The sequence below is a fragment of the Micromonospora mirobrigensis genome, assembly GCF_900091555.1.
Lineage (GTDB): Bacteria > Actinomycetota > Actinomycetes > Mycobacteriales > Micromonosporaceae > Micromonospora > Micromonospora mirobrigensis.
In genome coordinates this window covers 126834-150046 of record NZ_FMCX01000003.1, presented here as the reverse complement: position 1 = coordinate 150046, position 23213 = coordinate 126834, and the positions used below count along the sequence as shown (strand labels likewise).

At 72.9% G+C, this 23213-nt stretch carries 22 protein-coding genes and 1 pseudogene; 10 read left to right on the top strand and 13 right to left on the bottom strand.

All coding sequences use genetic code 11. From position 1 onward, the window contains the following. Positions 1 to 77 precede the first annotated feature (77 nt). A complete protein-coding gene (locus GA0070564_RS11890) occupies positions 78 to 1331 on the bottom strand; it encodes an ROK family transcriptional regulator (RefSeq protein WP_176730649.1) in 1254 nt (417 codons plus the stop codon). Positions 1332 to 1394: 63 nt separating this feature from the next. Here GA0070564_RS11890 and xylA point away from each other — a divergent pair, with 63 nt between their 5' ends. The 4 genes from xylA to GA0070564_RS11870 are packed head-to-tail and all read left to right on the top strand — an operon-like array spanning position 1395 to position 6688. Then, complete coding sequence (gene xylA / locus GA0070564_RS11885; protein ID WP_091609080.1) at positions 1395 to 2582, top strand: xylose isomerase; 1188 nt, start codon at positions 1395 to 1397, stop codon at positions 2580 to 2582. Positions 2583 to 2593: 11 nt separating this feature from the next. Beyond that, positions 2594 to 4099 carry a xylulokinase gene (locus GA0070564_RS11880; protein WP_091607651.1) on the top strand — a complete coding sequence of 502 codons (1506 nt, stop codon included), beginning with the start codon at positions 2594 to 2596 and terminating at the stop codon, positions 4097 to 4099. A 41-nt stretch (positions 4100 to 4140) separates the two neighbouring features. Next, complete coding sequence (locus tag GA0070564_RS11875) at positions 4141 to 5226, top strand: DUF5925 domain-containing protein (RefSeq protein ID WP_091607648.1); 1086 nt, start codon at positions 4141 to 4143, stop codon at positions 5224 to 5226. Positions 5227 to 5275: 49 nt separating this feature from the next. Next, the gene (locus GA0070564_RS11870) at positions 5276 to 6688 is read left to right on the top strand and encodes an MFS transporter (protein WP_091607645.1); all 1413 of its coding nucleotides are present in this window, start codon (positions 5276 to 5278) and stop codon (positions 6686 to 6688) included. A 58-nt stretch (positions 6689 to 6746) separates the two neighbouring features. Here GA0070564_RS11870 and GA0070564_RS11865 read toward each other — a convergent pair whose 3' ends face one another. The 5 genes from GA0070564_RS11865 to GA0070564_RS11845 form a co-directional block, all read right to left on the bottom strand. After that, positions 6747 to 8417, bottom strand: coding sequence for a glycoside hydrolase family 13 protein (locus tag GA0070564_RS11865; protein WP_091607641.1), 1671 nt, complete (start codon positions 8415 to 8417; stop codon positions 6747 to 6749). An 81-nt stretch (positions 8418 to 8498) separates the two neighbouring features. Next, the gene (locus tag GA0070564_RS11860; RefSeq protein WP_091607638.1) at positions 8499 to 9575 is read right to left on the bottom strand and encodes a LacI family DNA-binding transcriptional regulator; all 1077 of its coding nucleotides are present in this window, start codon (positions 9573 to 9575) and stop codon (positions 8499 to 8501) included. Between the two features lie 64 nt (positions 9576 to 9639). Further along, the gene (locus tag GA0070564_RS11855; RefSeq protein WP_091607634.1) at positions 9640 to 10599 is read right to left on the bottom strand and encodes a carbohydrate ABC transporter permease; all 960 of its coding nucleotides are present in this window, start codon (positions 10597 to 10599) and stop codon (positions 9640 to 9642) included. A 1-nt stretch (position 10600) separates the two neighbouring features. Beyond that, positions 10601 to 11650 carry a carbohydrate ABC transporter permease gene (locus GA0070564_RS11850; RefSeq protein WP_091607630.1) on the bottom strand — a complete coding sequence of 350 codons (1050 nt, stop codon included), beginning with the start codon at positions 11648 to 11650 and terminating at the stop codon, positions 10601 to 10603. A 72-nt stretch (positions 11651 to 11722) separates the two neighbouring features. Further along, the gene (locus GA0070564_RS11845) at positions 11723 to 13060 is read right to left on the bottom strand and encodes an ABC transporter substrate-binding protein (protein WP_091607626.1); all 1338 of its coding nucleotides are present in this window, start codon (positions 13058 to 13060) and stop codon (positions 11723 to 11725) included. A 275-nt stretch (positions 13061 to 13335) separates the two neighbouring features. Between GA0070564_RS11845 and GA0070564_RS11840 the strand changes: the two genes are divergently transcribed. Beyond that, positions 13336 to 14112: a M23 family metallopeptidase gene (locus tag GA0070564_RS11840; protein ID WP_091607622.1), complete on the top strand. Its 777-nt coding sequence runs from the start codon at positions 13336 to 13338 to the stop codon at positions 14110 to 14112. A 75-nt stretch (positions 14113 to 14187) separates the two neighbouring features. Here the strand turns inward: GA0070564_RS11840 and GA0070564_RS11835 are convergent, their stop codons facing one another. From GA0070564_RS11835 to GA0070564_RS11820, 5 genes and pseudogenes are all read right to left on the bottom strand, one after another. Then, positions 14188 to 14685: a TspO/MBR family protein gene (locus GA0070564_RS11835; protein WP_091607618.1), complete on the bottom strand. Its 498-nt coding sequence runs from the start codon at positions 14683 to 14685 to the stop codon at positions 14188 to 14190. Positions 14686 to 14851: 166 nt separating this feature from the next. Continuing rightward, positions 14852 to 14995, bottom strand: a complete 144-nt coding sequence (locus GA0070564_RS29285) for a GPGG-motif small membrane protein (protein WP_165947907.1) — start codon at positions 14993 to 14995, stop codon at positions 14852 to 14854. Then, positions 14986 to 15760 (bottom strand): annotated as a pseudogene (locus tag GA0070564_RS11830) (metallophosphoesterase family protein). The gene GA0070564_RS29285 and the pseudogene GA0070564_RS11830 overlap by 10 nt, the downstream one beginning before the upstream one ends. A 10-nt stretch (positions 15761 to 15770) precedes the next feature. Continuing rightward, the gene (locus GA0070564_RS11825) at positions 15771 to 16046 is read right to left on the bottom strand and encodes a hypothetical protein (protein ID WP_091607611.1); all 276 of its coding nucleotides are present in this window, start codon (positions 16044 to 16046) and stop codon (positions 15771 to 15773) included. Then, a complete protein-coding gene (locus GA0070564_RS11820; protein ID WP_281182140.1) occupies positions 16043 to 16693 on the bottom strand; it encodes a nucleotidyltransferase in 651 nt (216 codons plus the stop codon). The genes GA0070564_RS11825 and GA0070564_RS11820 overlap by 4 nt, the downstream gene beginning before the upstream one ends. An 88-nt stretch (positions 16694 to 16781) precedes the next feature. On the opposite strand from GA0070564_RS11820, the gene GA0070564_RS11815 reads away from it, so the two are divergent. From GA0070564_RS11815 to GA0070564_RS11800, 4 genes are all read left to right on the top strand, one after another. Beyond that, a complete protein-coding gene (locus tag GA0070564_RS11815) occupies positions 16782 to 17477 on the top strand; it encodes a dTMP kinase (RefSeq protein ID WP_245669928.1) in 696 nt (231 codons plus the stop codon). A gap of 31 nt (positions 17478 to 17508) precedes the next feature. Continuing rightward, on the top strand, positions 17509 to 18423 hold the full coding sequence (locus GA0070564_RS11810; RefSeq protein ID WP_091607602.1) for a MurR/RpiR family transcriptional regulator: 915 nt from the start codon (positions 17509 to 17511) through the stop codon (positions 18421 to 18423). Next, complete coding sequence (locus tag GA0070564_RS11805) at positions 18420 to 19376, top strand: N-acetylmuramic acid 6-phosphate etherase (RefSeq protein ID WP_091607597.1); 957 nt, start codon at positions 18420 to 18422, stop codon at positions 19374 to 19376. Before GA0070564_RS11810 ends, GA0070564_RS11805 begins: the two co-directional genes overlap by 4 nt. 376 nt (positions 19377 to 19752) lie before the next feature. Continuing rightward, positions 19753 to 20742: a sigma-70 family RNA polymerase sigma factor gene (locus GA0070564_RS11800; protein WP_176730648.1), complete on the top strand. Its 990-nt coding sequence runs from the start codon at positions 19753 to 19755 to the stop codon at positions 20740 to 20742. 68 nt (positions 20743 to 20810) lie between these two features. Here the strand turns inward: GA0070564_RS11800 and GA0070564_RS11795 are convergent, their stop codons facing one another. Further along, the gene (locus GA0070564_RS11795) at positions 20811 to 21851 is read right to left on the bottom strand and encodes a C40 family peptidase (RefSeq protein WP_091607591.1); all 1041 of its coding nucleotides are present in this window, start codon (positions 21849 to 21851) and stop codon (positions 20811 to 20813) included. Between the two features lie 487 nt (positions 21852 to 22338). Here GA0070564_RS11795 and GA0070564_RS11790 point away from each other — a divergent pair, with 487 nt between their 5' ends. Then, positions 22339 to 22860: a DUF6232 family protein gene (locus tag GA0070564_RS11790; RefSeq protein ID WP_091609078.1), complete on the top strand. Its 522-nt coding sequence runs from the start codon at positions 22339 to 22341 to the stop codon at positions 22858 to 22860. 3 nt (positions 22861 to 22863) lie between these two features. Here the strand turns inward: GA0070564_RS11790 and GA0070564_RS11785 are convergent, their stop codons facing one another. Continuing rightward, a complete protein-coding gene (locus tag GA0070564_RS11785) occupies positions 22864 to 23190 on the bottom strand; it encodes a DUF3817 domain-containing protein (RefSeq protein WP_091607588.1) in 327 nt (108 codons plus the stop codon). Between the last annotated feature and the right edge of the window lie 23 nt (positions 23191 to 23213).

Sequence of the window (23213 nt, the reverse complement as noted above, 5' to 3'; positions counted from 1 at the left end):
CGCTCCTCGATCGGGGTCGTTGCCTTTCGGCAAGCGTACCGACGGGATGCGACGACCGCCCATCGAGCGAGCCCGGGTCAGCCGGAGCGGGCCAGCCAGCCGGCCGGCCGGGCGATGATCGCCCGGGCCACGGAGCCGGCCCCGCCGACGGCCGCCGAGCGCGGGCCGAGGACGGCGGGGCGCACGGTGACCTCGGCCCACGGGGTGGTCAGCACCCGCCGGGACAGCTCGGTGAGGATCGGTGGGCGCAGCCACGGCGCCAGGGTGGCGTATCCACCGCCGAGCACCACGGTGTCCAGGTCGAGCAGGTTCACCACGGCGGAGACCGCGACCCCGAGGGCGGTGCCGGCGTCGTGCAGCGCGCCGCAGGCTGCCAGGTCGCCCGCGGTGGCCAGCCCGGCCAGCCGGTTGGTCGCGATGTCGGCCGGCAGGTCGGCCCCGGCCAGTCCGGCGGCGGTGAGGATGGCCTCCTGGCCGGCGTACCGCTCCAGGCAGCCCCGGCCGCCGCAGCGGCAGGGCGGGCCGTCGGGGCGGATCGGGATGTGACCGATCTCGCCGCTCCAGCCGCGGGCCCCGCGGAAGAGCGCGCCGTCGAGCACGATGCCGGCGCCGATGCCGACCTCGCCCGAGATGTGCAGGAAGCTTCGGGCGCCGGCCGGGCCGGCGTGCAGTTCGCCGAGGGCGCCCAGGTTGGCCTCGTTGTCGACCACCAGGTGCGGCACGCCGGGGACCGGCTCGGCCAGGGGCGGATGGTCGGCGAGCAGGCCGGGCACGTCGACGTCGCGCCAGCCGAGGTTGGGCGCCAGCCGGACCAGGCCGCCGGCGCCGACCAGGCCGGGCACGCCGAGGGTGGCGCCGGCCAGGGTCAGGCCCTCCCGGTCGGCCGCCGCGCGAGCCCCGGCGGCCAGACCGGCGAGCCGGGCCAGCGCGTCGGCGGGGGAGACCGGCCGCAGGTCCGCCCGGTGTACGACGTGGTGCCGGACCGTGCCGGCCAGGTCGACCACGCAGGCGGCCAGGTAGTCGACGTTGACCTCCAGGCCCAGCCCGGCCGGGCCGTGGTCGGCCAGCACCAGCCCGCGGGCGGGACGGCCGGCGCCGGTCCGGGGTGCGGGCGCCGCCTCGCTGACCAGCCGGCCGTTGATCAGGTCGTCGACGACGGCGGAGACGGTGGCCCGGGTGAGCCCGGTGTCGGCCGCCAGGTCGGCCCGTGACGGCGGCGTGGGGGCGGCGGCGATCCGGCCGAGCACCAGGGCGAGGTTGAGCTCACGCAGGCTGCCCTGGCGCACCGCCCCGACGGCGCTGGTGCTGGTCACCTCTTGACAGTGCCACATCGCCGCCAAATAATTCAACCACTGAACAAATTGTGGAACCGCGCCACCACCCCGGAGGTCACCATGGCACCCCGCCCCACCCCCGCCGACAAGTTCTCCTTCGGTCTCTGGACGGTGGGCTGGCAGGCCCGCGACCCGTTCGGCGACGCCACCCGACCCGAGCTGGACGCCGTCGAGGCCGTGCAGAGGCTGGCGGAGCTCGGCGCGTACGGGATCACCTTCCACGACGACGACCTGGTCCCCTTCGGCGCGGACGCCGCCACCCGCGACGCCCGGCTGGGCCGGTTCCGCAAGGCCCTCGACGAGACCGGCCTGGTCGTGCCGATGGTGACCACCAACCTGTTCACCCACCCGGTGTTCAAGGACGGCGGCTTCACCAGCAACGACCGCGACGTCCGCCGGTACGCGCTGCGCAAGGTGCTGCGCAACGTCGACCTCGCGGCCGAGCTGGGCGCGAAGACGTTCGTCATGTGGGGCGGTCGGGAGGGCTCCGAGTACGACCTGGCCAAGGACGTCCGCTCGGCGCTGGACCGCTACCGGGAGGCCGTCGACCTGCTCTGCCAGTACGTCGTCGACTCCGGCTACGACCTGCGCTTCGCCATCGAGCCCAAGCCGAACGAGCCGCGCGGCGACATCCTGCTCCCCACCGTCGGGCACGCGCTGGCCTTCATCTCCGGTCTGGCCCGCCCCGAGATGGTCGGGCTCAACCCGGAGGTCGGCCACGAGCAGATGGCCGGACTCAACTTCGCGCACGGCATCGCCCAGGCGCTCTGGCAGGGCAAACTGTTCCACATCGACCTCAACGGCCAGCGTGGCATCAAGTTCGACCAGGACCTGGTCTTCGGCCATGGCGACCTGCTCAACGCGTTCGCCCTGGTCGACCTGCTGGAGCACGGCGGCCCGGACGGCGGCCCCGCCTACGACGGGCCGCGGCACTTCGACTACAAGCCCTCCCGCACCGAGGACATGACCGGGGTGTGGGCCTCGGCTGAGGCCAACATGCGGATGTACCTGCTGCTCAAGGAGCGGGCCGCGGCGTTCCGGGCCGACCCGGAGGTGGCGGAGGCGCTCGCCGCCGCCAAGGTCCGCGACCTGGCCACCCCGACGCTGAACCCGGGGGAGAGCCACGCCGACCTGCTCGCCGACCGGTCCGCGTTCGAGGACTTCGACCCGGAGGCGGCCGGCGCGAAGGGCTACGGCTTCGTGCGGCTCAACCAGCTCGCCGTCGAGCACCTGCTCGGCGCGCGCTGAGGCGGGCCGGCATGCCGCTCGTCGCGGGGATCGACTCGTCGACCCAGTCCTGCAAGGTGGTGATCCGGGACGCGGAGACCGGCGCGCTGGTCCGGCAGGGCCGCGCGCCGCACCCCGACGGCACCGAGGTCGACCCGGCCGCCTGGTGGGCGGCGCTGCGCGCCGCGGTCGCCGAGGCGGGCGGCCTGGCCGACGTGGTGGCCATCTCGGTCGCCGGCCAGCAGCACGGCATGGTCTGCCTGGACGAGGCGGGGGAGGTGGTCCGGCCGGCGCTGCTGTGGAACGACACCCGCTCCGCCGGCGCGGCGAGCGACCTGGTCGCCGAGGCGGGCGACGGGGAGGCCGGCCGGCGGGCCTGGGCCGAGGCGGCCGGCAGCGTGCCGGTGGCCAGCTTCACCGCCACCAAGCTGCGCTGGCTGGCCCGGCACGAGCCGGCCAACGCGGCCCGGGTGGCGGCGGTCTGCCTGCCGCACGACTGGCTGACCTGGCGGCTGGCCGGCGCGCCCGGGCTGGCCGCGCTGCGCACCGACCGGGGTGACGCCAGCGGCACCGGTTACTGGTCGCCGCACACCGGCGACTACCGGTGGGACCTGCTGGAGCAGGCCCTGGGCCGGCGGGTGACGGTGCCGACGGTGCTCGGCCCGGCGGAGCCGGCCGGCCGGCTCGACCCGAGGGCGCTCGCCGGCGCCGACGGCCCGGGCTCCGGCGCCGACGGCCCGGGCTCCGGTGCCGACGGCCCGGCGCCCGGCGCCGGCGCGGCCGCGGTGCTGCTCGGACCGGGCACCGGGGACAACGCCGCCGCCGCCCTCGGCGTCGGCGCTGGCCCGGGCGACGTGGTGGTCTCGGTCGGCACCTCCGGGACGGTCTTCGCGGTCGCCGACACCCCGGCAGCGGACCCGTCCGGGACGGTGGCCGGCTTCGCCGACGCCACCGGCCGTTTCCTGCCGCTGGTCTGCACGCTGAACGCCGCCCGGGTGCTCGACGCGGCCGCCACCCTGCTCGGCGTGGACCTCACCGAGCTGGCCGAGCTGGCGCTGGCCGCCCCGCCCGGGGCGGACGGCCTGGTGATGGTCCCCTACCTGGAGGGGGAGCGGACGCCGAACCGGCCGGACGCCACCGGCTCGGTGCACGGCCTGACCCTGCGCACCTCCACCCCGGCCCACCTGGCCCGGGCGGCGGTGGAGGGGCTGCTCTGCGCGCTCGCCGACGGCCTGGACGCGCTGCGCGCCCAGGGCGCCCGGGTGGACCGGGTGCTGCTGGTCGGCGGTGGCGCCCGGTCGCTCGCCGTCCGCCGGATCGCGCCGCAGGTCTTCGGCTGCCCGGTGGTGGCGCCCCCGGCCGGGGAGTACGTCGCGGACGGCGCGGCCCGCCAGGCCGCCTGGGTCGCCCTGGGCGGCGCGGCGCCGCCGTCGTGGCCACTGGCCGGTGCGCAGGAGTACGTCGCGGAACCCGTGCCCGCGATCCGGGAGCGCTATGCCCGGGCCCGCGACCACGTACTGGATCAATTCGTAGCTTAAAGGGGTGTACGGGCGGCGTCGGTGATCGCCATCATCGGAGGATGCGGACCACGCCGGCCGACGCCACCCTGCCCTCCGTCCTCCAGTACGACGACTCCGACAGCCCGTGCGACGTCGTCGACGCGCTCGCGCTGGCGGACTTCGTCACCGGCCGGCACCTTTGGGCCCGGACGGTCCGACTGGCCCGGCTGCGCGACGACGCGACCCTGGCCCCCGCCGACGCGCGGGTGCTGCGGACCGCCGTCGAGCACCGCCAGCGGTTCCGGCTGATCGCCGGCGACGGCTGGACCGCCCGGGTGGTGACCTGGAACGGACGCTCCGGCGAGGTCACCGTGACCGCCGTCGACGACCGGACCGGGCAGGCCGCCCTGGACCGGATCATCGAGGGCGCCGCCGAGCCCGACGACCCGGAGACCGGCCGGATCGGCTTCTGGCACCACGACCCGCGCCGGGGCGCGCGGCGGGACCTGCGGTCGATCGCCGCTCCCGAGTGGGCGGCCATCCGGGGCAACTACACCGCGAACGCGCGGACCGCGCTGGACTCGTTGATGGCGGTGACCCCGCAGACCGTCTCCGGGCGGCTGGTGCTGCTGCACGGCGCCCCCGGCACCGGCAAGACCACCGCCCTGCGGGCGCTGTCGAGGCAGTGGCGCCAGTGGTGCCAGGTGGACGCCGTACTCGACCCGGACGTGCTCTTCGGCGACGCGGCGTACCTCTCCAACATCGCGGTCGGCGACGAGGACGAGGAGGGCGCGGGCCACCGCTGGCGGCTGCTGGTCCTGGAGGACTGCGACGAGCTGATCCGGGGCGAGGCGAAACAGGCCACCGGGCAGGCGCTGTCCCGGCTGCTGAACCTCACCGACGGGCTGCTCGGCCAGGGGCGGGAGGTGCTGGTGGCGATCACCACCAACGAGGACCTGACCCGGCTGCACCCGGCGGTGGTCCGGCCGGGGCGCTGCCTGGCCCGGATCGAGGTGGGCCCGCTGTCGTACGCCGAGGCGACCGGGTGGCTCGGCACCTCGGCCGGCGTCCCGCCGCAGGGCGCCACCCTCGCCGAGCTGTACGCGCTGCGCTCCGGCGCGGTCCCCGCCCCGACCGTGCCGGCCCAACCCGGCGGCTACCTCTGAGACCGGGGCCGTCACCGGCCCGTGATCTCGGGCTGGTTGGCTGCCGGGCATGAGCGGCACGCGGATCTCCCGGGGCGGGACGGTGTTCCACCGGACGTACAGCGTCCTGGTGTTCGTGGTGCTCGCCTCGCTGGACAACGTGGCGATCGGCCTGGTGCCGCCGCTCTACGAGCCGATCTCCGGCGCCCTCGGGGTGCCGCAGCGGTTGCTCGGTCTGGTCACCGCGGTCAGCTTCCTGGCCAGCGCGGTCGCCGCGGTCGGCTGGGCGTACGTGGGGGACCGGACCAACCGCAAGCCGCTGCTGATGGTGGGCACGCTGATCTGGGCGGCCGGCACCGGCGGCAGCGCGCTGGCCCAGGACTACCCGTCGTTCCTGGCCGCCCAGCTGGTGGCGGCGGTCGGCCTGGGCGCGGTCGGCTCGGTGGGCTTCTCGGTGGTGACCGACCTGATCTCGCCGCGCCGGCGAGGGCTGGTGATGAGCTTCTGGGGGCTCTCCCAGGGCGTCGGCACCCTCGCCGGGACGCTGACCGGGGGCATCCTCGGCGCGACCGACTGGCGGCGGCCGTTCCTGCTGCTCACCGTGGTGGGGTTGGCGGCCACCGTGGCGTACCTGTTCACCTACGACATCCGGCGCGGGCAGAGCGAGCCGGAGCTGGCCGCGGCGCTCGACGCCGGCGCCGAGTACGACCACCGGATCAGCCGCGCCGACCTGCCCCGGATCCTGGCCCGGCGGACCAACCGCTGGCTGATCCTCCAGGGGCTGACCGCGCAGGCGGCGTTCGGGTCGCTGGTCTGGCTGCCGGTGCTCTTCGCCGAGCGGGCCCGGGAGCAGGGCTACTCGGCGGCCACCGCGGTGGTGGTGGGCAGCGTCTTCGCCACCCTGTTCCAGCTCGGTGGGGTGCTGTCGATCGTCGGCGGGCTGGCCGGTGACGCGCTGCAACGGCGTACCCCGGGCGGGCGGGCGCTGGTCGCGGCGGTGGGCATCCTCGCGGCCGTGCCGTTCTACCTGGTGCTCTTCTTCGTGCCGATGCGCATCGACGTGCCCGACGGCGCCGGCTCCGGCGCGGTGATCCGGGCGGTGCTGGCCAGCGTGGCGACCGAGCCGACGGTGGGGTTGAGCCTGCTCACCGCGGTGGTGGCGCTGGCGTTGACCTCGGCGAACTCGCCGAACTGGTTCGCGTTGATCGCCGACGTCAACCCGCCGGAGCACCGGGGCACCGTCTACAGCCTGGGCAACCTGGTCAACGGGGTGGGCCGGGCGGCCGGCAACGGGCTGGTCGGGGTGGCCTTCCACGCGCTGCGGGTGGCCTTCCCGCCGCCGTTGAACTACGCGGTCGGGCTGGCCGCGTTCCAGCTCTTCTTCATCCCGACCGGGATCATGTACTGGCGGGCGGCCCGGACCTCGCCGGGCGACATCGAGGCCGTCCACGAGCTGCTGCACGCCCGCGCCGGCCGGCTGTGAGGAGGGGCCCCCTGTTAACGCCTCCGGTATAGCAGGGGGCCCCTCCTAACAAACAACCTCAGCCGCGGACCCAGACCGTCACGTCGGTGGGGACCCGGCCGTCGGCGTCCAGCGGCGCGCTGGCGGCCAGCAGCTCCCCGGTCGGCGCCGGCACCGGCGTCGCGCCGAAGTTGGTCAGCACCGTGATGCCCGCGTTGGTGAGGCTGAGCACCTCGTCACCCGACTCCAGGAAGCGCAGCGTCCCCCGGCCGAGCCCGTGCTCGCGGCGCAGCCGCAGCGCCGTGCGGTACAGCTCGTACGTCGAGCCGGGCACCCCGCGCTGCCGGTCCAGGGCGTACTCGGCCCAGCTCGGCGGCTGCGGCAGCCAGCTCGCGTCGGTCGGCCCGAAGCCGTACGACGGGGCGTCGGCCTCCCACGGGATCGGCACCCGGCAGCCGTCCCGGCCGCGCTGGGTGTGCCCGCTGCGCTCCCAGGTCGGGTCCTGGCGGGACTCGTCCGGCAGCGTGGTGTGCTCGGGCAGTCCCAGCTCCTCGCCCTGGTAGAGGTAGGCGGAGCCGGGCAGGGCGAGCATCAGCAGGGTGGCCGCCCGGGCCCGGCGCAGGCCGAGCGCGGCGTCCGGCTGCGGATCGCCGACGCCGATGCCGTTGGGCCGGCCGCCGCCGATGGTCAGCCCGAGCCGGGAGGCGTGCCGCACCACGTCGTGGTTGGAGAGCACCCAGGTGGTGGGGGCGCCGACCGCGTCGGTGGCCTCCAGCGAGCGGGTGATCACCGCGTACTGGGCGGGGGCGGTCCAGGAGGCGAGCAGGTACTCGAAGTTGAACGCCTGGTGCATCTCGTCGGGGCGGACGTAGCGGGCCAGCCGCTCGGCCGGCTCCACCCACGCCTCGGCGACCAGGATCCGCTCGCCGTCGTAGGAGTCGAGCAGCCGGCGCCAGTCCCGGTAGATCTCGTGCACGCCGTCCTGGTCCCACATCGGCGGGCGGGGCTTCTCCACCTCGTTGCCGGAGAGGATCTCCTGCGGCTCCTCCCAGTTGGCCAGGTCGGCCTGCTTGATCAGGCCGTGCGCCACGTCCACCCGGAAGCCGTCCACGCCCCGGTCCAGCCAGAACCGCAACACGTCGAGGAACTCCTCGCGGACCTCCGGGTTGTCCCAGTTCAGGTCGGGCTGCGCGGTGTCGAAGAGGTGCAGGTACCACTGGCCGGGGCGGCCGTCGGGTTCGGTGACCCGGGTCCAGGCCGGCCCGCCGAAGACGCTCTGCCAGTCGTTCGGCGGCTGCGCGCCGTCCGGGCCGAGGCCGTCGCGGAAGACGTACCGGTTCCGCTCGGGGCTGCCCGGGCCGGCGGCGAGCGCCGCGGTGAACCAGCGGTGCGCCGACGAGGTGTGGTTGGGGACCAGGTCGACGATGACCTTGAGGCCCTTGGCGCGGGCCTCGGCGATCAGCTTGTCGGCGTCCTCCAGCCGGCCGAAGAGCGGTTCGACGTCCCGGTAGTCGGCCACGTCGTACCCGGCGTCGGCCTGCGGCGAGGGATAGAACGGCGAGAGCCACACCGCGTCCACCCCGAGCTCGGCGAGGTGACCGAGGCGGGCGGTGATGCCGGGCAGGTCGCCGATGCCGTCGCCGTCGGAGTCGGCGAAGGAGCGCGGATAGATCTGGTAGATGACGGCTTCGGTCCACCAGCCGGTGGCCGGGCCTCCGGTGGTCTCCTGGGACGTCGCGTTCGTGTTCAGGGCGTTCTCCCGTGTGTCGAGCCGGGACGGCGGTGCCGGATGGTTCTTCTGTCTGCCCGCCGGTGGGGCGGGTGAATCCGTTCAGTCTGCCCGGGGCGGGGCGGTCGACTCGCGTACGACCAGCCGAGTGGGCAGGATCACCGGGGCCAGCGGCGCCGGTAGGTCCGGCTCCGCGCCGCCGCGGGGCCGGACGACCAGCCCGGTGTACGGCTCGACGGCCCGCCCACCCAGCGGGTCGAGCAGCAGCCGGGCGGCGAGCAACCCCTGCTCGGTGGCGGGCTGGGCGATGGTGCTCAGCCCGAGCACGCCGGCCAGGTCGTGGTCGTCGATGCCGATCACGCTGACGTCCTGCGGCACCCGCAGCCCGGCGTCGCGCAGCGCGGTCATCGCGCCCATCGCCATCTCGTCGCAGGCGGCGAAGATCGCGGTGGGCGGCTCGCCACGGGCGAGCAGTTCGGTGGCGGCCCGGTTGCCGCCGTCGATGCTGAACTGCGACTCCACGTCCAGGCTCGGGTCCAGCGGGATGCCCGCCGCCCGCAGCGCGTCCCGGTAGCCCTGGCGCCGGTCCAGGTGGGTGGTGAAGGCCAGTTCGTCGTCCGGGTCGCCGGAGATGTGGGCGATCCGCCGGTGACCGAGGTCGATCAGGTGCCGCACGGCCGTCCGCGCGGCGGCCACGTCGTCGATCCGTACGCACGGCCAGCCGGGCACGTCGGTGCCGGAGCTGACGGTGACGCCGGGCAGGTCCAGCGCGGCCAGCGCCGAGCGGTCGGCGGGGCGCAGCGGGGTGGCGACCAGCATCATGGCGTCCACCCGCTTGTGCAGGTTGGCGGTGCGCAGCAGCCGTTGGCGGTTCTGCTCCCGGCCGCCGAGGTTGTGCAGCAGCAGGTCGTAGCCGGCGGTGTGCAGGAAGTCCTCGACCGCCTCGACAACGGTGCCGAAGAACCACCGGGTGATCCGGGGGACGATCACCGCGACGGTGCCGGTCCGCCCGCCGGCGAGCCGGGAGGCGCTGGGCGAGACCGAGTAGTGCAGTTGCTCGGCGGCGGCGAGCACCCGGCGGCGGGTCGCGGCGGAGACCGTCGGCAGTCCGCGCAGGGCCCGGGAGACCGTGGCGGTGGACACCCCGGCCAGCCGGGCCACGTCGTCGATCCTGGTCATCGCACCCCCGCTCCGCGTCCCGGCCCGCCGCCGCCCGGAGGCCGGGCGACGGCGGACGTGCGGGTCAGCCCTTGACGCTGCCGGCGAGCAGGCCGCGGACGAAGTAGCGCTGCAGCGACAGGAACACGATCAGCGGTACGACGATCGAGACGAACGCGCCGGCCGTGAGTCGCTGCCACTCGTTGCCCCGGGTGCCGGCCAGCTCGGCGAGCCGGACGGTCAGCGGGGCGGTCTCGTCGCCGCCACCGGCGAAGATCAGCGCGACCAGCAGGTCGTTCCAGACCCAGAGGAACTGGAAGATGCCGATCGCCGCCAGGGCCGGGGTGATCAGCGGCAGCACGATGGTGCGGAAGATCTTCGGGTGGGTGGCCCCGTCGACCCGCGCCGCCTCCATCAGGTCGCCGGGCAGCTGCGAGATGAAGTTGTGCAGCAGGTAGACCGCGAACGGAAGCGCGAAGCAGGTGTGCGCGAACCACACCTGGGCGAACTTCTGCTCGTCGACCAGGTCCCAGGCGGGGAGGAGCTGGATCCCGCCGACGCTGACGCCGGTGGAGAAGAACCGCAGCAGCGGCACCAGGGCCATCTGCAGCGGCACGATCTGCAACGCGAAGATGCCGATGTAGAGCCAGTCCCGGCCGCGGAAGTTGATCCAGGCCAGCGCGTACGCGGCCAGCGAGGCGAACGCGATCGGGAACAGCACCGACGGGATGGTGATCGCCAGCGAGTTGATGAAGTAGCTGGCGAGCTGCCCGGACGAGCCGCTGCTGAAGAGCACGTCCTGGTAGTTCTTCAAGGTGAACTGGGGGTCGCTGAAGAACGTCCACCAGCCGGTGGTCTTGATCTGGTCCTCGGGCCGGAACGAGGAGACGAACAGGCCGAAGGTCGGGACCGTCCAGAGCAGCGCGAGCACGATCGAGACGACCGTGGCGGTGCGGCTGTTGAGCCGCTTTCGGACCCGGGCGGCTCTGGTGAGCGGCGCGGGGGGTTGGACGCCGGCTCCGACGGTGGGCGTGGCGGTGGTCATCTCAGCCCTCCCGCTGCTTGCGCAGGTTGCGGATCTGGTAGATCACGAGCGGCAGGACCAGGACGAACAGGAAGACCGCGAGCGCCGAGCCCTGCCCGTTCTCGCCGTACCGGAACGCCTGGTTGTACATCTCCGTCGCGATGACGTTGGTGTCGTAGTTGCCGTTGGTGGCGGTCCGGACGATGTCGAAGACCTTGAGCGTGGCGATCGAGATCGTCACCACCACCACGATCAGCGCCGGCCGGATGCTCGGCATGGTGATCCGCCAGAACATCTGCCACGGGGTGGTGCCGTCCAGCCGGGCCGCCTCGATGATGTCCGCCGGGATGGCCTTGATGGCCGCGGAGAGCACCACCATGGCGAAACCGGCCTGGATCCACACCATGATCACGATGAGCAGGAAGGTGTTCAGCGGCGATTCGAGCAGCCACTGCTTCGGTTCCCCGCCCAGGCTGACCACGATCTGGTTGAGCAGACCGATCTGGTCCTGCTCGTCGCCGCGGTAGGCGTAGACGAACTTCCAGATGATGGCGGCACCGACGAACGAGATCGCCATCGGCAGGAAGATCAGCGACTTGGCCACCGACTCGAAGCGGGCCCGGTCCACCAGGACGGCGTAGATCAGACCGAACCCACTCGCCACCAACGGCACCAGGAGCACCCAGATCAGGGTGTTGATCAGCACCCGGAAGATCGAGTCCTCGGCGAACATCCAGCCGTAGTTGTCCAGCCCCACCCAGTTGGTGCTGCGCGCGTCCATGAACGAGAGCAACGTGGTGCGGATGGCCGGGACCACCAGGCCGATGGTGAGCAGCAGCAGCGTCGGCAGCAGGAAGAAGAAGGCGAAGACCCCCTCCCGCTGCTTGCGTCGGCGCGGCACCGGGGCGCCGCTCGCCGAGGCCGCGACCAGTTGCGCCTCCCGGCGCCGGGCGAACCAGGTCGGCACCACGTCGAGGAGCAGGAGCAGACCGCCCACCACCGCGACGAAAGCGATCAGCCCGTACATCAGCATGAGGAACTTCGGCTGTTCCGCCGCGAAGTCGAACTCCATCAACCCTCCCTCAAGGGTTCGGATGCGGGGAGGGTGACCCGGTCCGCGATGCGGACCGGGTCACCCCTCAGATCACTTCCAGCTGCCCTCGATGTCGTTCAGGACGGTCTTGGTGTCCTTGCCGTTGATCCAGGCCACCATGCCCTTCCAGAACGTGCCCGTGCCGACGGCGGCCGGCATCAGGTCCGAGCCGTCGAAACGGAACACGGTCTTCGGGTCCTGGAGGATGCCCACGGAGAGCTTGTCCACCGGGTTCGGCACGTTGTTGATGTCGAGCTTCTTGTTCGCCGACACCCAGTCGCCGATCTTGGCCCGGCTGTTGGCGTACTCGCCGGAGGCCAGGTAGGTCTGGACGGCCTGGACCTCGGGGCGGTCGGCGAAGGCCGTGACGAACTCGCCGCCACCCAGCACCGGCTTCTGGGCCGGGTCGATGCCCGGGAAGTAGAACGCGAAGACGTCGCCGTCCTCGGCCACCTTGGTGCCCTCGGGCCACTGGTTGGCGTAGAAGGACGCCTGGCGGTGCAGGGCGCACTTGCCGGAGGTGATCGGCGTGCCGGCCTCCTGGAAGGAGGTGGTGGCGATGCTCTTCACGCCGCCGAAGCCGCCGTTGACGTACTTCTCGTTCTTGAGGATGGTGCCGACCTTGTCGAGAGCCTCGGCAACCTTGGGGTCGTTGAACGGGATGCCGTGGGTGGTCCACTGGTCGTAGACCTCGGGACCGGCCGTACGCAGCATCAGGTCCTCGAGCCAGTCGGTGGCCGGCCAGCCGGTGGCGTCACCGGACTCGATGCCGGCACACCACGGCTTGGTGCCGCTGGCCGCGATCTGGTCGCTGAGCTTGATCAGGTCGTCCCAGGTCTGCGGGACCTGCCAGCCCTTCTCCTGGAACATCTTCGGCGAGTACCAGACGAAGGACTTGACGTTCGAGCCCAGCGGCGCGCCGTAGAACTTGCCGTCGACGGTGCTGTACTTCAGCCAGTCGGGGGAGTAGTTCGCCTCGGCCATGGCCTTGGTGTCGGCGCTGGCCGGCTTGAGCTTGCCGGCGTCGGCGAACCGCTTGAGCAGGCCCGGCTGCGGGATGAAGGCGAGGTCGGGGGCGTTGCCGCCGTCCACCCGGACCGGGAGCTGGGCCTCGAACTCGCCCGAGCCCTCGTGGTCGATCTTGATCCCGGTGCAGTCCTCGAACTCCTTCCAGGACTGCTTGAGGCGCTCGTCCTCGACGTCCCGGATGGAGGAGTAGATGGTCACCTTCTTGCCGTCGTGACCGGAGTACTTCTCGTATGCCGCGCACTCGGCGGAGCCCGCCTTGTCGCTCTTCTTGTCGTTGCCGGTGCCGCAGGCGGTGGCGCCGAGCGCCAGGCCCAGGACGCCGGCGATCGCGAGAGCCTGGCGCGATCTGGCAAACGCCATGCCGATCTCCTTCCTTGCCGGCGCGCTCGCGGGGGTGCACCCGGCGCCGGTCCGATGGTCGTCCTCACATGTAAGCGCTTGCATGGTCGCGGGTCCACCCCCCGACCGGACACGGCCCGGTAACAATCCCGAAACCCGCTCACCGGCCGTGGGCGCGCTCCCACGCGCAGTGGTCCGCGGCCGACGGGGCCGGCGCGGGACGCCCTTCCCATTCATGGAAGTTTCTGCCAGGCTGAAGCCAAGACATTGAAGGATCTCAACATCGGAGGTGCTGGATGCGTAGACGTTGGTCGAGCCTGCTGGCGGCCGCCCTGCTCGTCGCGGGGAGTCTGCTGGTGCCGGCGAGCCCGGCGCTGGCCGCGCCCACGTTCAAGGTGCCCTTCCCCTGCGGGCAGTCCTGGTCCGGGCAGACCCGCAGCGACCACAGCCCGGCGTACGCGATCGACTTCAACCGCACCGACGACCTCGGCGACCCGGTGGTCGCCAGCGCGCCGGGCACCGTCGACCGGGTCACCGACCTCGGTGGCACCAGCTACGGCAAGTACGTCCGGATCGACCACGGCGGCGGCTACACCACCTACTACGCGCACCTCAACGGCTTCAACGTCTCCGTCGGCCAGAGCGTCGGCTACGGCAGGGTGATCGGCTGGGTGGGCAGCACCGGCGGGTCCACCGGCCCGCACCTGCACTACGAGCAGCGCCTCGACGGCAACGACATCCAGGCCCGGTTCAACGGCGCGCTCGCGCTGTACTGGGGCACGAAGACCTACACCAGTGACAACAACTGCTCCTCCGGCACCGCCACCGGGACGGTGAACACCGCGGGCGCCGACCTGACCGTCCGCTCCGGGCCGGGCACCGGCTACTCCGCGGTCGGCTCGGTCGCCGACGGCGCCAAGGTCACGATCTCCTGCCAGACCTCCGGCACCAGCGTCACCGGCACGTACGGCACCAGCAGCATCTGGGACCGGATCGGCTCCGGCCGGTACATCGCCGACGCCTACGTCTACACCGGCTACGACGGCTGGATTCCGAACGTGCCACGCTGCTGATCCCGGCGTCGGCCAGGTGTCAAGAGGGGCCCCCTGCCATACCGGAGGCGTTAACCGGGGGCCCCTCCTTGCACCTCAGGCGTTGAGCCGCCAGATCGCGAAGTTCAGCGCGGCGGCGAAGGTCACCCAGGCCCAGTACGGCAGCATCAGCAGGGTGGCCGGCCGGGAGATCCGCCGGAACAGCGCCACCGTCACCCCGATGGCGAGCCACATCGCCACGATCTCGGCGAACGCCAGGCCGTAGCGGCCGGCGCCGAAGAAGAGCGGGGTCCAGATCGCGTTGAGCACCAGATGGACGACCCACGCCCAGAGGGCGGGGCCGAAGCCCACCCGGCGCCAGACCAGCCAGCCGGCGATCGCGATCAGCGCGTAGAGCACCGTCCAGACCGGGCCGAACAGCCACGACGGCGGTGCCCAGGCCGGCTGCTCCAGGTTCTGGTACTCGGCGGAGGTGCCCCGGACCCCCAGCCCGCCGATGGCGGCCGCGGCGAAGGTGGCGGCGCCGAAACCGGCCAGGGCCCACCACCTGCGCGCTCCCGAGGTACGCCGGTCGGTGTTCCGCGTTATCTCCATGGTCGAGATGTTTCCGCTCCGGCGGGGCGGCAAACGTGCCCCGGCGCGGCGGGGTGCGGACAGCAGAACGCCGGGGTCGTCCTGTCCGGTTGCCCCTGTCTGGGAGGACGGGGAACCGGATCGGACGACCCCGGCGGGTCCGGTACGGCGGCGTGTAGCCGCCTCGTCAGTTGAAGATGCTGACACCACCCGGGCCGACCAGCAGCCCCACCACGATGAGGACGACGCCCCACAGGATCTGCCGGCGGAACAGCGCGAGGATGCCGGCGACCACCAGTACAACTGCGAGAATCCAGAGAATCAGCTCCATGGCTGCTGAATACCCCGGGGGGACAACCGCAAAACCTCATCACCCGACCAGATGATCTCCCAGGTGGAAGATGCTGTACGCCTGTTTGATCACCGGGTGGGCGACGTTGCGGACCCGTACCCCGCCCGGCGTGGTGCCCCGCTCGGTGCCCGCGTGCGCGTGCCCGTGCAGGGCCAGCGCCGTGGGCGCCGAGTCGATCGCCTGACCCAGCTGGTACGACCCGAGGAACGGATAGATCTCCAGTGGCTCCCCGGCCAGGGTGTCCGGCACGGGGGAGTAGTGGGTGAGCGCCACCAGCAGGTCGCAGTCCAGCCCGCGCAGCGCCTCGCCCAGCGCGTCCGCGCTCTCGTTCGTGGTCCGGACGAACGCCTTCATCTCCGGCTCGCCGAAGTCGCTGGCGCACCGGCCGGCGAAGCCGCCACCGAAGCCCTTCACCCCGGCCACCCCGAGCCGCCCGGCGGGGAACTCCAGCACGATGCCGGTCCCCTCCAGCACGGTGATCCCCGCGTCCTCCAACACCTTCACCACCCGAGGAACCTGGTCGCACTGGTGGTCGTGGTTGCCCAGCACGGTGACCACCGGCACCCCGAGGTCGCCGAACTCCTGTGCGACGCAGCGCGCCTCGGACTCGGTGCCGTGCCGGGTCAGGTCGCCGGCGAGCAGCAGCACGTCCGCGCAGTCCGGCAGCTCCTCCAGCGCGGGCCGGAACCGGCCGAGCACGTCCTGGTCCAGGTGCACGTCGCCGACGGCGGCGATGCGGATCATCGGGTTCTCCTCACGGCAGTTCCTCCACCTGGGTGGGCGCCTGGGCGCGGATCACCCCGATGTCGCTGGTGATCGGCACGTCGGGGAAGCGTTCGGCCACCCGGCGCAGGATCTCCTCGCGCCGGTGCGGGCTCTCCACCTCGCCGTACAGGACCAGGCCCCGCTCGCGGCGGACCACCGTGATGCCCTGCTCGGCGACCGCCGGGTCCTCGGCCAGCAGCCGGTGGATCTCCGCCTCGACGTACTCGTCGGGTGGTCCGGCGCCGCCGCCGTGATGCTCGGTCACACTGTCTCCCTTCCCCCGGCCGTGCCGCCGCCCGGCACCACGTCCAGCCGGTCGAGCAGCACCAGGAACGCCTCCGCGTACGGCGAGTGCTGCGTCTCCTTGCGTACCCGCTCCCAGTCGATCTGTTCCCGCAGCGAGCGGGCCAGCGGCAGGGCCCGGGCGAAGTCGCAGTAGTGCTGGGAGAAGCTCAGCAGCTTGTGCACCATCAGCTGGCTGGCCGAGAGCACCGGCATGTGGATCGCGTCGACCGGCCGGACGATGGTGTCGGCGAAGGTCTCCGCGGTGACCGGGGTCTCGATCGGCCGGTGGATCAGATCCACCATCCGGCCCTCGTCGTAGACCTTGACCAGCCAGTCCTCCGGCGGCCGTTCGGCCCGGAAGCCCTCGGCCACCAGCGCCTCCAGCGCCCGGTCGACGTCCTCCTCGCGAATCAGGAAGTCCACGTCGTGCTCGCTGGAGTGGCCGCCGTGCGCGTACACCGCGAAGCTGCCGCCCAGGGCGAACGGGATGTCGGACTGCTTGAGCACGGCGGCGACGCGTTTGAGCGTGTGCAGCAGGGTCTCGTCACCGCGCTCGGCCATCTGGGTCTCCCGTCGGTCGTGGTGGATGAGGACGGCGGTCGGATCCTCCGGTGGCGTACCCGGCATTCGGGCCGTCCACACCTGGGCGGGTGGTGGACCTCGCGAAAGGGGACGAACCACCTCCCGGGTGCGCCGCTCGGATAATCTGTGGAGGGTGCCCACGACACCGCGTGAACGGCGCCGCCGCCCCGGCCTGCGCCGGGTCGCCCTGATCGGCATCGACGGCTCGGGCAAGACCACCCAGGCGCGCCGGCTCGCCGAGGCGCTCACCGCGGCCGGACGACCGGCCACCTACCACCGCAACGCCGGCGGTCGTCGTTGGCTGGGCCGGCTGGCGCAGCGGCTGGGCCGCCCGGACGCCCAGCGCCTGGTCGGTCGGGGCGGGCTGCTCGCCGTCGAGTCGGTGCTGCGCTGGCTGGCGATCGCCGCCGCGCTGCTGAGCTGCCTGGTGACCGGCCGGACGGCGGTGATGGACCGCTACGCCGCCTGCCAGTACGCCAGCATCCGTGCGCACGGGGGGCAACGTTGGGAGCGGTTCGCCCGGGCCGGCTACCGGGTCTTCCCGCCGCCGCAGGTCACCTTCCTGCTCGCCGTCGACCCGGGCGAGGCGTACCGGCGGATCGAGCGGCGGGGCACCGACCACGAGACGATGGGCTACCTGACCGCGGCGGCCACCGCGTACCGGACCCTGCCGGAGTACGCCTCCTTCGTGGTGGTGGACGCCGCCGGCTCACCGGACGAGGTCACCCGCCGCATCCGTGAGCACCTGGCCGGATGGCTGCCCGAGGGTGGCCCGGACGGCGCGCCCGAGGTCGGCGTAGTTTTGTCGGATACGCGCAGACGTGGTTGACGGTCGAGCCCGCTGAAAGTAAGTTTCATCCGTGGCGAAGAGTCCGAAGATTTCCGCGAGTCACGAGCCCGGTGGCCTGATCGTCCACATCAGTGGCCTGCTCCCGTCGCTGTCCCCGGCGGAACAGCGGGTGGCCCGCCTGGTCGTCTCGGATCCGGCCGACGCCGCCCGCCGGACGATCACCGACCTCGCCACCGCCGCCGAGACCTCCGAGGCGACCGTCATCCGGTTCTGCCGCTCGGTCGGCATGGACGGCTATCCCCAGCTGCGGATCCGGCTCGCCGCCGAGGCCGCCCGCCGGGTCGAGCCGCCGGACGCCCGGGTCGTCGGCGGGGACATCCCACCCGGCGCCGACCTCGCCCAGATCATCGCCACCATCGCCTTCAACGACGCCCGGGCCGTCGAGGAGACCGCCGAGCAGCTCGATCCCGCGATCTGCGAGCAGGTGGTGGAGGCGATCGTCGCCGCCGGCCGGATCGACGTCTACGGCGCCGGCGCGAGCGGCTTCGTCGCCTCCGACTTCCAGCAGAAGCTGCACCGGATCGGCCGCACCGCCTTCTACTTCCCCGACGTGCACACCGCGTTGACCTCCGCGGCCCTGCTCGGCCGGGGCGACGTGGCGGTCGGCATCTCGCACACCGGCACCACCAGCGACGTGATCGAGGTGCTGGAACAGGCCCGGGCACGGGGCGCCACCACGGTGGCGCTGACCAACTTCCCCCGCTCGCCGATCACCGAGGTGGCCGACTTCGTGCTCACCACCGCCGCCCGGGAGACCACCTACCGCTCCGGGGCGATGGCCAGCCGGCTCGCCCAGCTCACCGTCGTCGACTGCCTCTTCGTCGGGGTGGCCGCCCGCAACCGGGCGCGGGCCCGCAAGGCCCTCGAGGCCACCGCCGAGGCCGTCCAGTCGCACCGGGTGGGCCCGGGGCGGAGGCGCGGGTGACCGCCGGCCGGGTCGACCCCGACGAACTCGCCACCCCCCTCCCGGCCCGTCCCGTGGTCCGGGTCGGCGCGCCCACCGAGCGGCGCAACCCGCACAGTGCCGACCTCGACCTGATGTCGACCCGGGACGTGCTGACCGTGATCAACGACGCGGACCGGCGGGTCCCGGCCGCGGTCGCCGCCGTCCTCGACGAGATCGCCACCATGGTCGACCTGGCCGTGACGGCGCTGCGTACCGGGCGGCGGGTGCACTACTTCGGCGCCGGCACCTCCGGCCGGCTCGGGGTGCTCGACGCCGCGGAGCTGGTGCCCACCTTCAACTCGCCGCGGCACTGGTTCTGCTCGCACCTCGCCGGCGGCCCGGAGGCCATGTGGCGTGCGGTCGAGGACGCCGAGGACGACGCCCGGGGCGGCGCCGCCGAGGCGGCCGACTGCGTCCGCCCCGGTGACCTGGTGGTGGGCCTGGCGGCCAGCGGACGTACGCCGTACGTGCTCGGCGCGCTCGCCGCCGCCCGGGCCCAGGCCGCGGCGACGGCGCTGGTCTGCGCCAACCCGGACGCGCCGGCCGCGACGGCGGTGGACGTCTTCGTCGGGGTGGACACCGGACCCGAGGTGGTCACCGGGTCGACCCGGATGAAGGCCGGCACCGCGCAGAAGCTGGTGCTGAACATGTTCTCCACGGCCGTGATGGTCCGGCTCGGCCGCGTCTACTCGAACCTGATGATCGACGTGGTCGCCACCAACGCCAAGCTCCGGGGGCGGATGATCGACATCCTGGAGGAGGCCACCGGCTGCGCCGAGGACATCTGCCGGCGGGCCCTGCACGAGGCCGACGGCGACCTGAAGACCGCGCTGGTCGCGTTGGTCTCCGGCGCCGAGATCCCGGCCGCCCGGGCCGCCCTGGCCCGCTCCGCCGACCAGGTCCGCGGCGCGCTGGCCCTGCTGGCCTCCTGACCGCCGCCCCCGGGCGCCGCCCGGGTGAGACGCGGGACACCCCGTCGGTGGGACTTGGCCCACGCCCCCGATTGTTCATAGGACGTGGGGGTAATCATCCCCGCATGGATGAACCGGCCGGCACGCCGGCGCGTATGTGGCAGTGACGAGGATCGCAACCGGGTGAAATCGGCCGCCGTCCCAGCTGGGACGGCACGTGGCGACACCGGCGCTGACAGCAAACGTGGACCGTGCTCCCAGCTACTACTCAGGCATTCGTGACACTTTCGACTCACGACATGGAATCCCCGACACGTCCCGGCTGTTGTGCAGGTGTCAGGCCAGCACCGGGGGGCACTGCGGAAGACGCAGGAGGGGCTGGCCGATGGATGTGGGGATGGCAAGGAACCGGGCAACCGGCGCGAGCGAGGGGACCGTGGGCAACGTGGACAAGAACATCGGAATGCGTACCGACGAGGTGGCCGAGGAGCGCGACCTGGTCGGAGTCTACCTGCACGAGATCTCCCGGACGCCACTGCTGGACGCCGCCATGGAGGTCGATCTCTCCAAGGCCATCGAGGCCGGGCTCTACGCCGAGCACCTGCTCGGCGAGGACCAGGTCCCGGCCGGCGTCGACCGGGAGGACCTCCAGCGGCTGGTCGCCGAGGGCGAGCGCGCGAAGGACCTCTTCATCCGCGCCAACCTGCGACTGGTCGTGTCGATCGCCCGGCGCTACGTCCGCTCGGGCATGCCCATGCTCGACCTGATCCAGGAGGGCAACACCGGCCTGGTCCGCGCGGTCGAGAAGTTCGACTACGAGCGGGGCTACAAGTTCTCCACCTACGCCACCTGGTGGATCCGCCAGGCGATCAGCCGGGCGATCGCCCAGCAGGAGCGCACCGTGCGGCTGCCCGTGCACCTGGTCGAGGACGTCAACCGGATGCGCAACGTCACCCGGCAGCTCACCCGTGAGCTGGGCAGCGACCCGGAGCCGGAGCAGATCGCGGCCTCCCTCGGCGTCACCGTCGAGCGGGTCAACGAGCTGCGCCGCTGGTCCCAGGACACGGTGTCGCTGGACACCCCGGTCGGCGACGACGGCGACACCAACCTGGGTGACCTGGTGGCCGACAGCGACGCCCCCTCGCCGGAGGACATCGTCCTCAGCGGGCTGGAGCGGCAGCGCATCGAGGGCCTGCTCAACCACCTCGATGACCGGTCCGCCGGCATCATGCGGGCCCGGTACGGCCTGGAGGACGGGCGGGAGCACTCGCTGACCGAGGTCGCGTCGCGCTTCTCGCTCTCCCGGGAGCGGATCCGGCAGCTGGAGATCCAGGCGCTCGGCCGGCTCCGCGAGCTGGCCCGGGCCGAAGGGCTCCAGGCGGCCTGACCCGCGCCGAAGACACCGAACGGCCGGCGTCCCTTCCCGGGGACGCCGGCCGTTCGTCGTGTTCCGGGTCAGCCGACCCGGCCGTAGCCGTACGGGGACGAGAGATCCATCGACCGCTTGCGGACGTTGCGGCCGGCGCTCGGCGCGTCGATCACCTGCCCGTCCCCCACGTAGAGGGCCACGTGTCCGAGGTCGTAGTAGAAGACCAGGTCACCGGGGCGCAACTGGCCGCGGCTGATGTGGCTGACCTTGTCCCACTGCATCGCGGCGTTGTGCGGCAGTGACTTCCCGGCCGCCCGCCAGGCGGCCAGCGTCAGCCCCGAGCAGTCGTACCCGTCGGGGCCGTCGGCGCCCCAGACGTACGGCTTGCCGATCGCGCCGTAGGCGTACCGCACCGCGGTGCCCGCGGCGCCGGAGACCGCCGGCGCCGACCCGCTCGACGTGGACGTCGAGGTGGACGTCGATCCGGTGTCCCGGTCGGCGGCGGCCTGTCGGGCCTCGGCCCGGGCCGCGCGGGCCGCCTCGGCCGCCTCGGTCGCCCGCCCGTACGCCTGGCGGCGCAGCTCGTAGAGGCGGGCCAGGTCCTTCTCGATCCGCTGCTTTGCGGCGGTCAGCTCGCGGCCCTGGGCGGCCTGGCGGGCCACCGTGGCGTCCAGTTGGGCCTTCTGGGTCAGCAGCCGGCGCTGGTTGGTGGTGTAGCCCGCGATCCGGTCCTGCCGCTGCCGGGTCAGCCGGTCCATCGTGCTGAGCCGGTCGGCCAGCGCACCCGATCCGCCCGGGGAGAGCAGGGCCTCGACGTCGCGGAGACCGCCGGTCTTGTACGCGGTCACCGCCATCTCGGCCACGTCCGCGCGGCTCTGCTCGGCCTGCGTCTCCAGCGGGCCGATCCGGGTCTTCAAGGTGGCCGCCGTGGCCTGGTTGGCCTTCATCTTCTCGGTGAGGCCGTTGTACGCCTCGACGATCCGCTCCAGTTGGAGCGAGGACTTCTCGATCTGCGCCGTGAGTTCGGCGGGGGTCGGCTCGGCCCGGACGGCCGACGCCGGTGCGATCAGCGCGGCCGCGAGGCCGGTGACCGCGAGGGAGCGCAGCAGTATCCGTAGGGACGACAAGAGCGGAGGGCTCCTCTCCCAGCAGCCGCCGGGGAGCTGCTGACGCCCCGGGCGGCACCGGGCCGGGGCCATCCGGGTGGATGGCGGTCGACCGGTCCGGCTCGCCCAAGGTAACCCGTTGCCGGAGTCAACCGCAGGGGAAGCAGGGGCGAATGTTGCATAACGGCTTCGGTGTGACGAACGCGAAACACGTTACGTGCGGTTCGGGTCGCGGTCCGGAAGGTGTCGGCGGGCGATCGCGGCCCACCCGGGCGATCCGTCGGATACGTCGTTCCGGGCGGATGCCGCACCGATGACGACCGAGAACCGGGACAAAACCGAGAGCGGGGCAGGTACCCGACGGGTCGGTGACCCGGTGCCACCAGGAAACCGCGGCACGGCCGGCGCGCGCCGGGCCGAGAATGGGAGGTCGGGCCGACGCTCCGTCGGGGGGACACCGCACGCGGTGGCCGAGGAGTCCACCGGCCCGCCGTGGGGGGAGGTCCACGTGCAGACCCGTCACCGTGCCAACCGACGAACCCGTCCCGCCGGGGCGGGGGAGGGGCACCTGCTCTACGCCCGGCCGGGGATCGTCGTCACCGTCGCCCGGTTCAGCGTCGGCCGGCAGAGCTACCCGATCGCCGAGCTCACCCACCTGCGCACCGACCGGGGCCCGCACGACCGGTTCGCCGTCCGGGTGGTCGCCGCCACCGCCGCCGTGATCGGGGCCACGGGGGTGCTGCTCGGTTTCACCGGCGGCCTGGAACGGCTGACCGCCGGGGCGTACCTCGCGCTCGGGGCGTTCGCCGTGCTGCCGGTGCTGCTGGCGCTGGCCGGCGACTGGTGGCGGCCACCGCCGTACGAGCTGTGGGGGTGGTACCGGGGCGTCGAGACGCTGCTGTTCAGCAGCGACGACCAAGGGCAGTTCGACGAGGTGACCGCCGCGCTGGACCGGGCCCGGGACCGGATCCGGTACGCCGACTGGGAAGGCGCCGCCGACCGGGCCGACCCGTGGCGGCCGGACCGCTGACGGTCAGCCGGCCACCGGCTCCGGGGTACGCGGACGCTCGGCGGCCAGCCAGTGGCTCACCCGGCGCTCGGCGTAGAAGGAGACGAACGGCACGGTGCCGGCCAGCATCACCAGCAGCATCCGCTTCAGCGGCCAGTTCAGCCGGCGGGACAGGTCGAACGTGGCCGCGAGGTAGAGCATGTACAGCCAGCCGTGGGCGGTGCCGACCACGGCCACCACCGTCGCATCGTGGAAAAGATACTTCAGCGGCATGCCGATCAGGACCAGCACCACCAGCGCGACGCCCACGATCCAGGCGATCACGCGGTACCGGGTAAGGGCTCCGCCCACCGTCGTCCGTCCTTCCGAAGCCG

Coding starts and splice junctions, on each gene's coding strand:
- GA0070564_RS11890 (WP_176730649.1), bottom strand. CDS start 1,331: ATGTGGCACTGTCAAGAGGTGACCAGCACCAGCGCCGTCGGGGCGGTG.
- xylA (WP_091609080.1), top strand. CDS start 1,395: ATGGCACCCCGCCCCACCCCCGCCGACAAGTTCTCCTTCGGTCTCTGG.
- GA0070564_RS11880 (WP_091607651.1), top strand. CDS start 2,594: ATGCCGCTCGTCGCGGGGATCGACTCGTCGACCCAGTCCTGCAAGGTG.
- GA0070564_RS11875 (WP_091607648.1), top strand. CDS start 4,141: ATGCGGACCACGCCGGCCGACGCCACCCTGCCCTCCGTCCTCCAGTAC.
- GA0070564_RS11870 (WP_091607645.1), top strand. CDS start 5,276: ATGAGCGGCACGCGGATCTCCCGGGGCGGGACGGTGTTCCACCGGACG.
- GA0070564_RS11860 (WP_091607638.1), bottom strand. CDS start 9,575: ATGACCAGGATCGACGACGTGGCCCGGCTGGCCGGGGTGTCCACCGCC.
- GA0070564_RS11855 (WP_091607634.1), bottom strand. CDS start 10,599: ATGACCACCGCCACGCCCACCGTCGGAGCCGGCGTCCAACCCCCCGCG.
- GA0070564_RS11850 (WP_091607630.1), bottom strand. CDS start 11,650: ATGGAGTTCGACTTCGCGGCGGAACAGCCGAAGTTCCTCATGCTGATG.
- GA0070564_RS11845 (WP_091607626.1), bottom strand. CDS start 13,060: ATGGCGTTTGCCAGATCGCGCCAGGCTCTCGCGATCGCCGGCGTCCTG.
- GA0070564_RS11840 (WP_091607622.1), top strand. CDS start 13,336: ATGCGTAGACGTTGGTCGAGCCTGCTGGCGGCCGCCCTGCTCGTCGCG.
- GA0070564_RS11835 (WP_091607618.1), bottom strand. CDS start 14,685: ATGGAGATAACGCGGAACACCGACCGGCGTACCTCGGGAGCGCGCAGG.
- GA0070564_RS29285 (WP_165947907.1), bottom strand. CDS start 14,995: ATGGAGCTGATTCTCTGGATTCTCGCAGTTGTACTGGTGGTCGCCGGC.
- GA0070564_RS11820 (WP_281182140.1), bottom strand. CDS start 16,693: ATGCCGGGTACGCCACCGGAGGATCCGACCGCCGTCCTCATCCACCAC.
- GA0070564_RS11800 (WP_176730648.1), top strand. CDS start 19,753: ATGGCAAGGAACCGGGCAACCGGCGCGAGCGAGGGGACCGTGGGCAAC.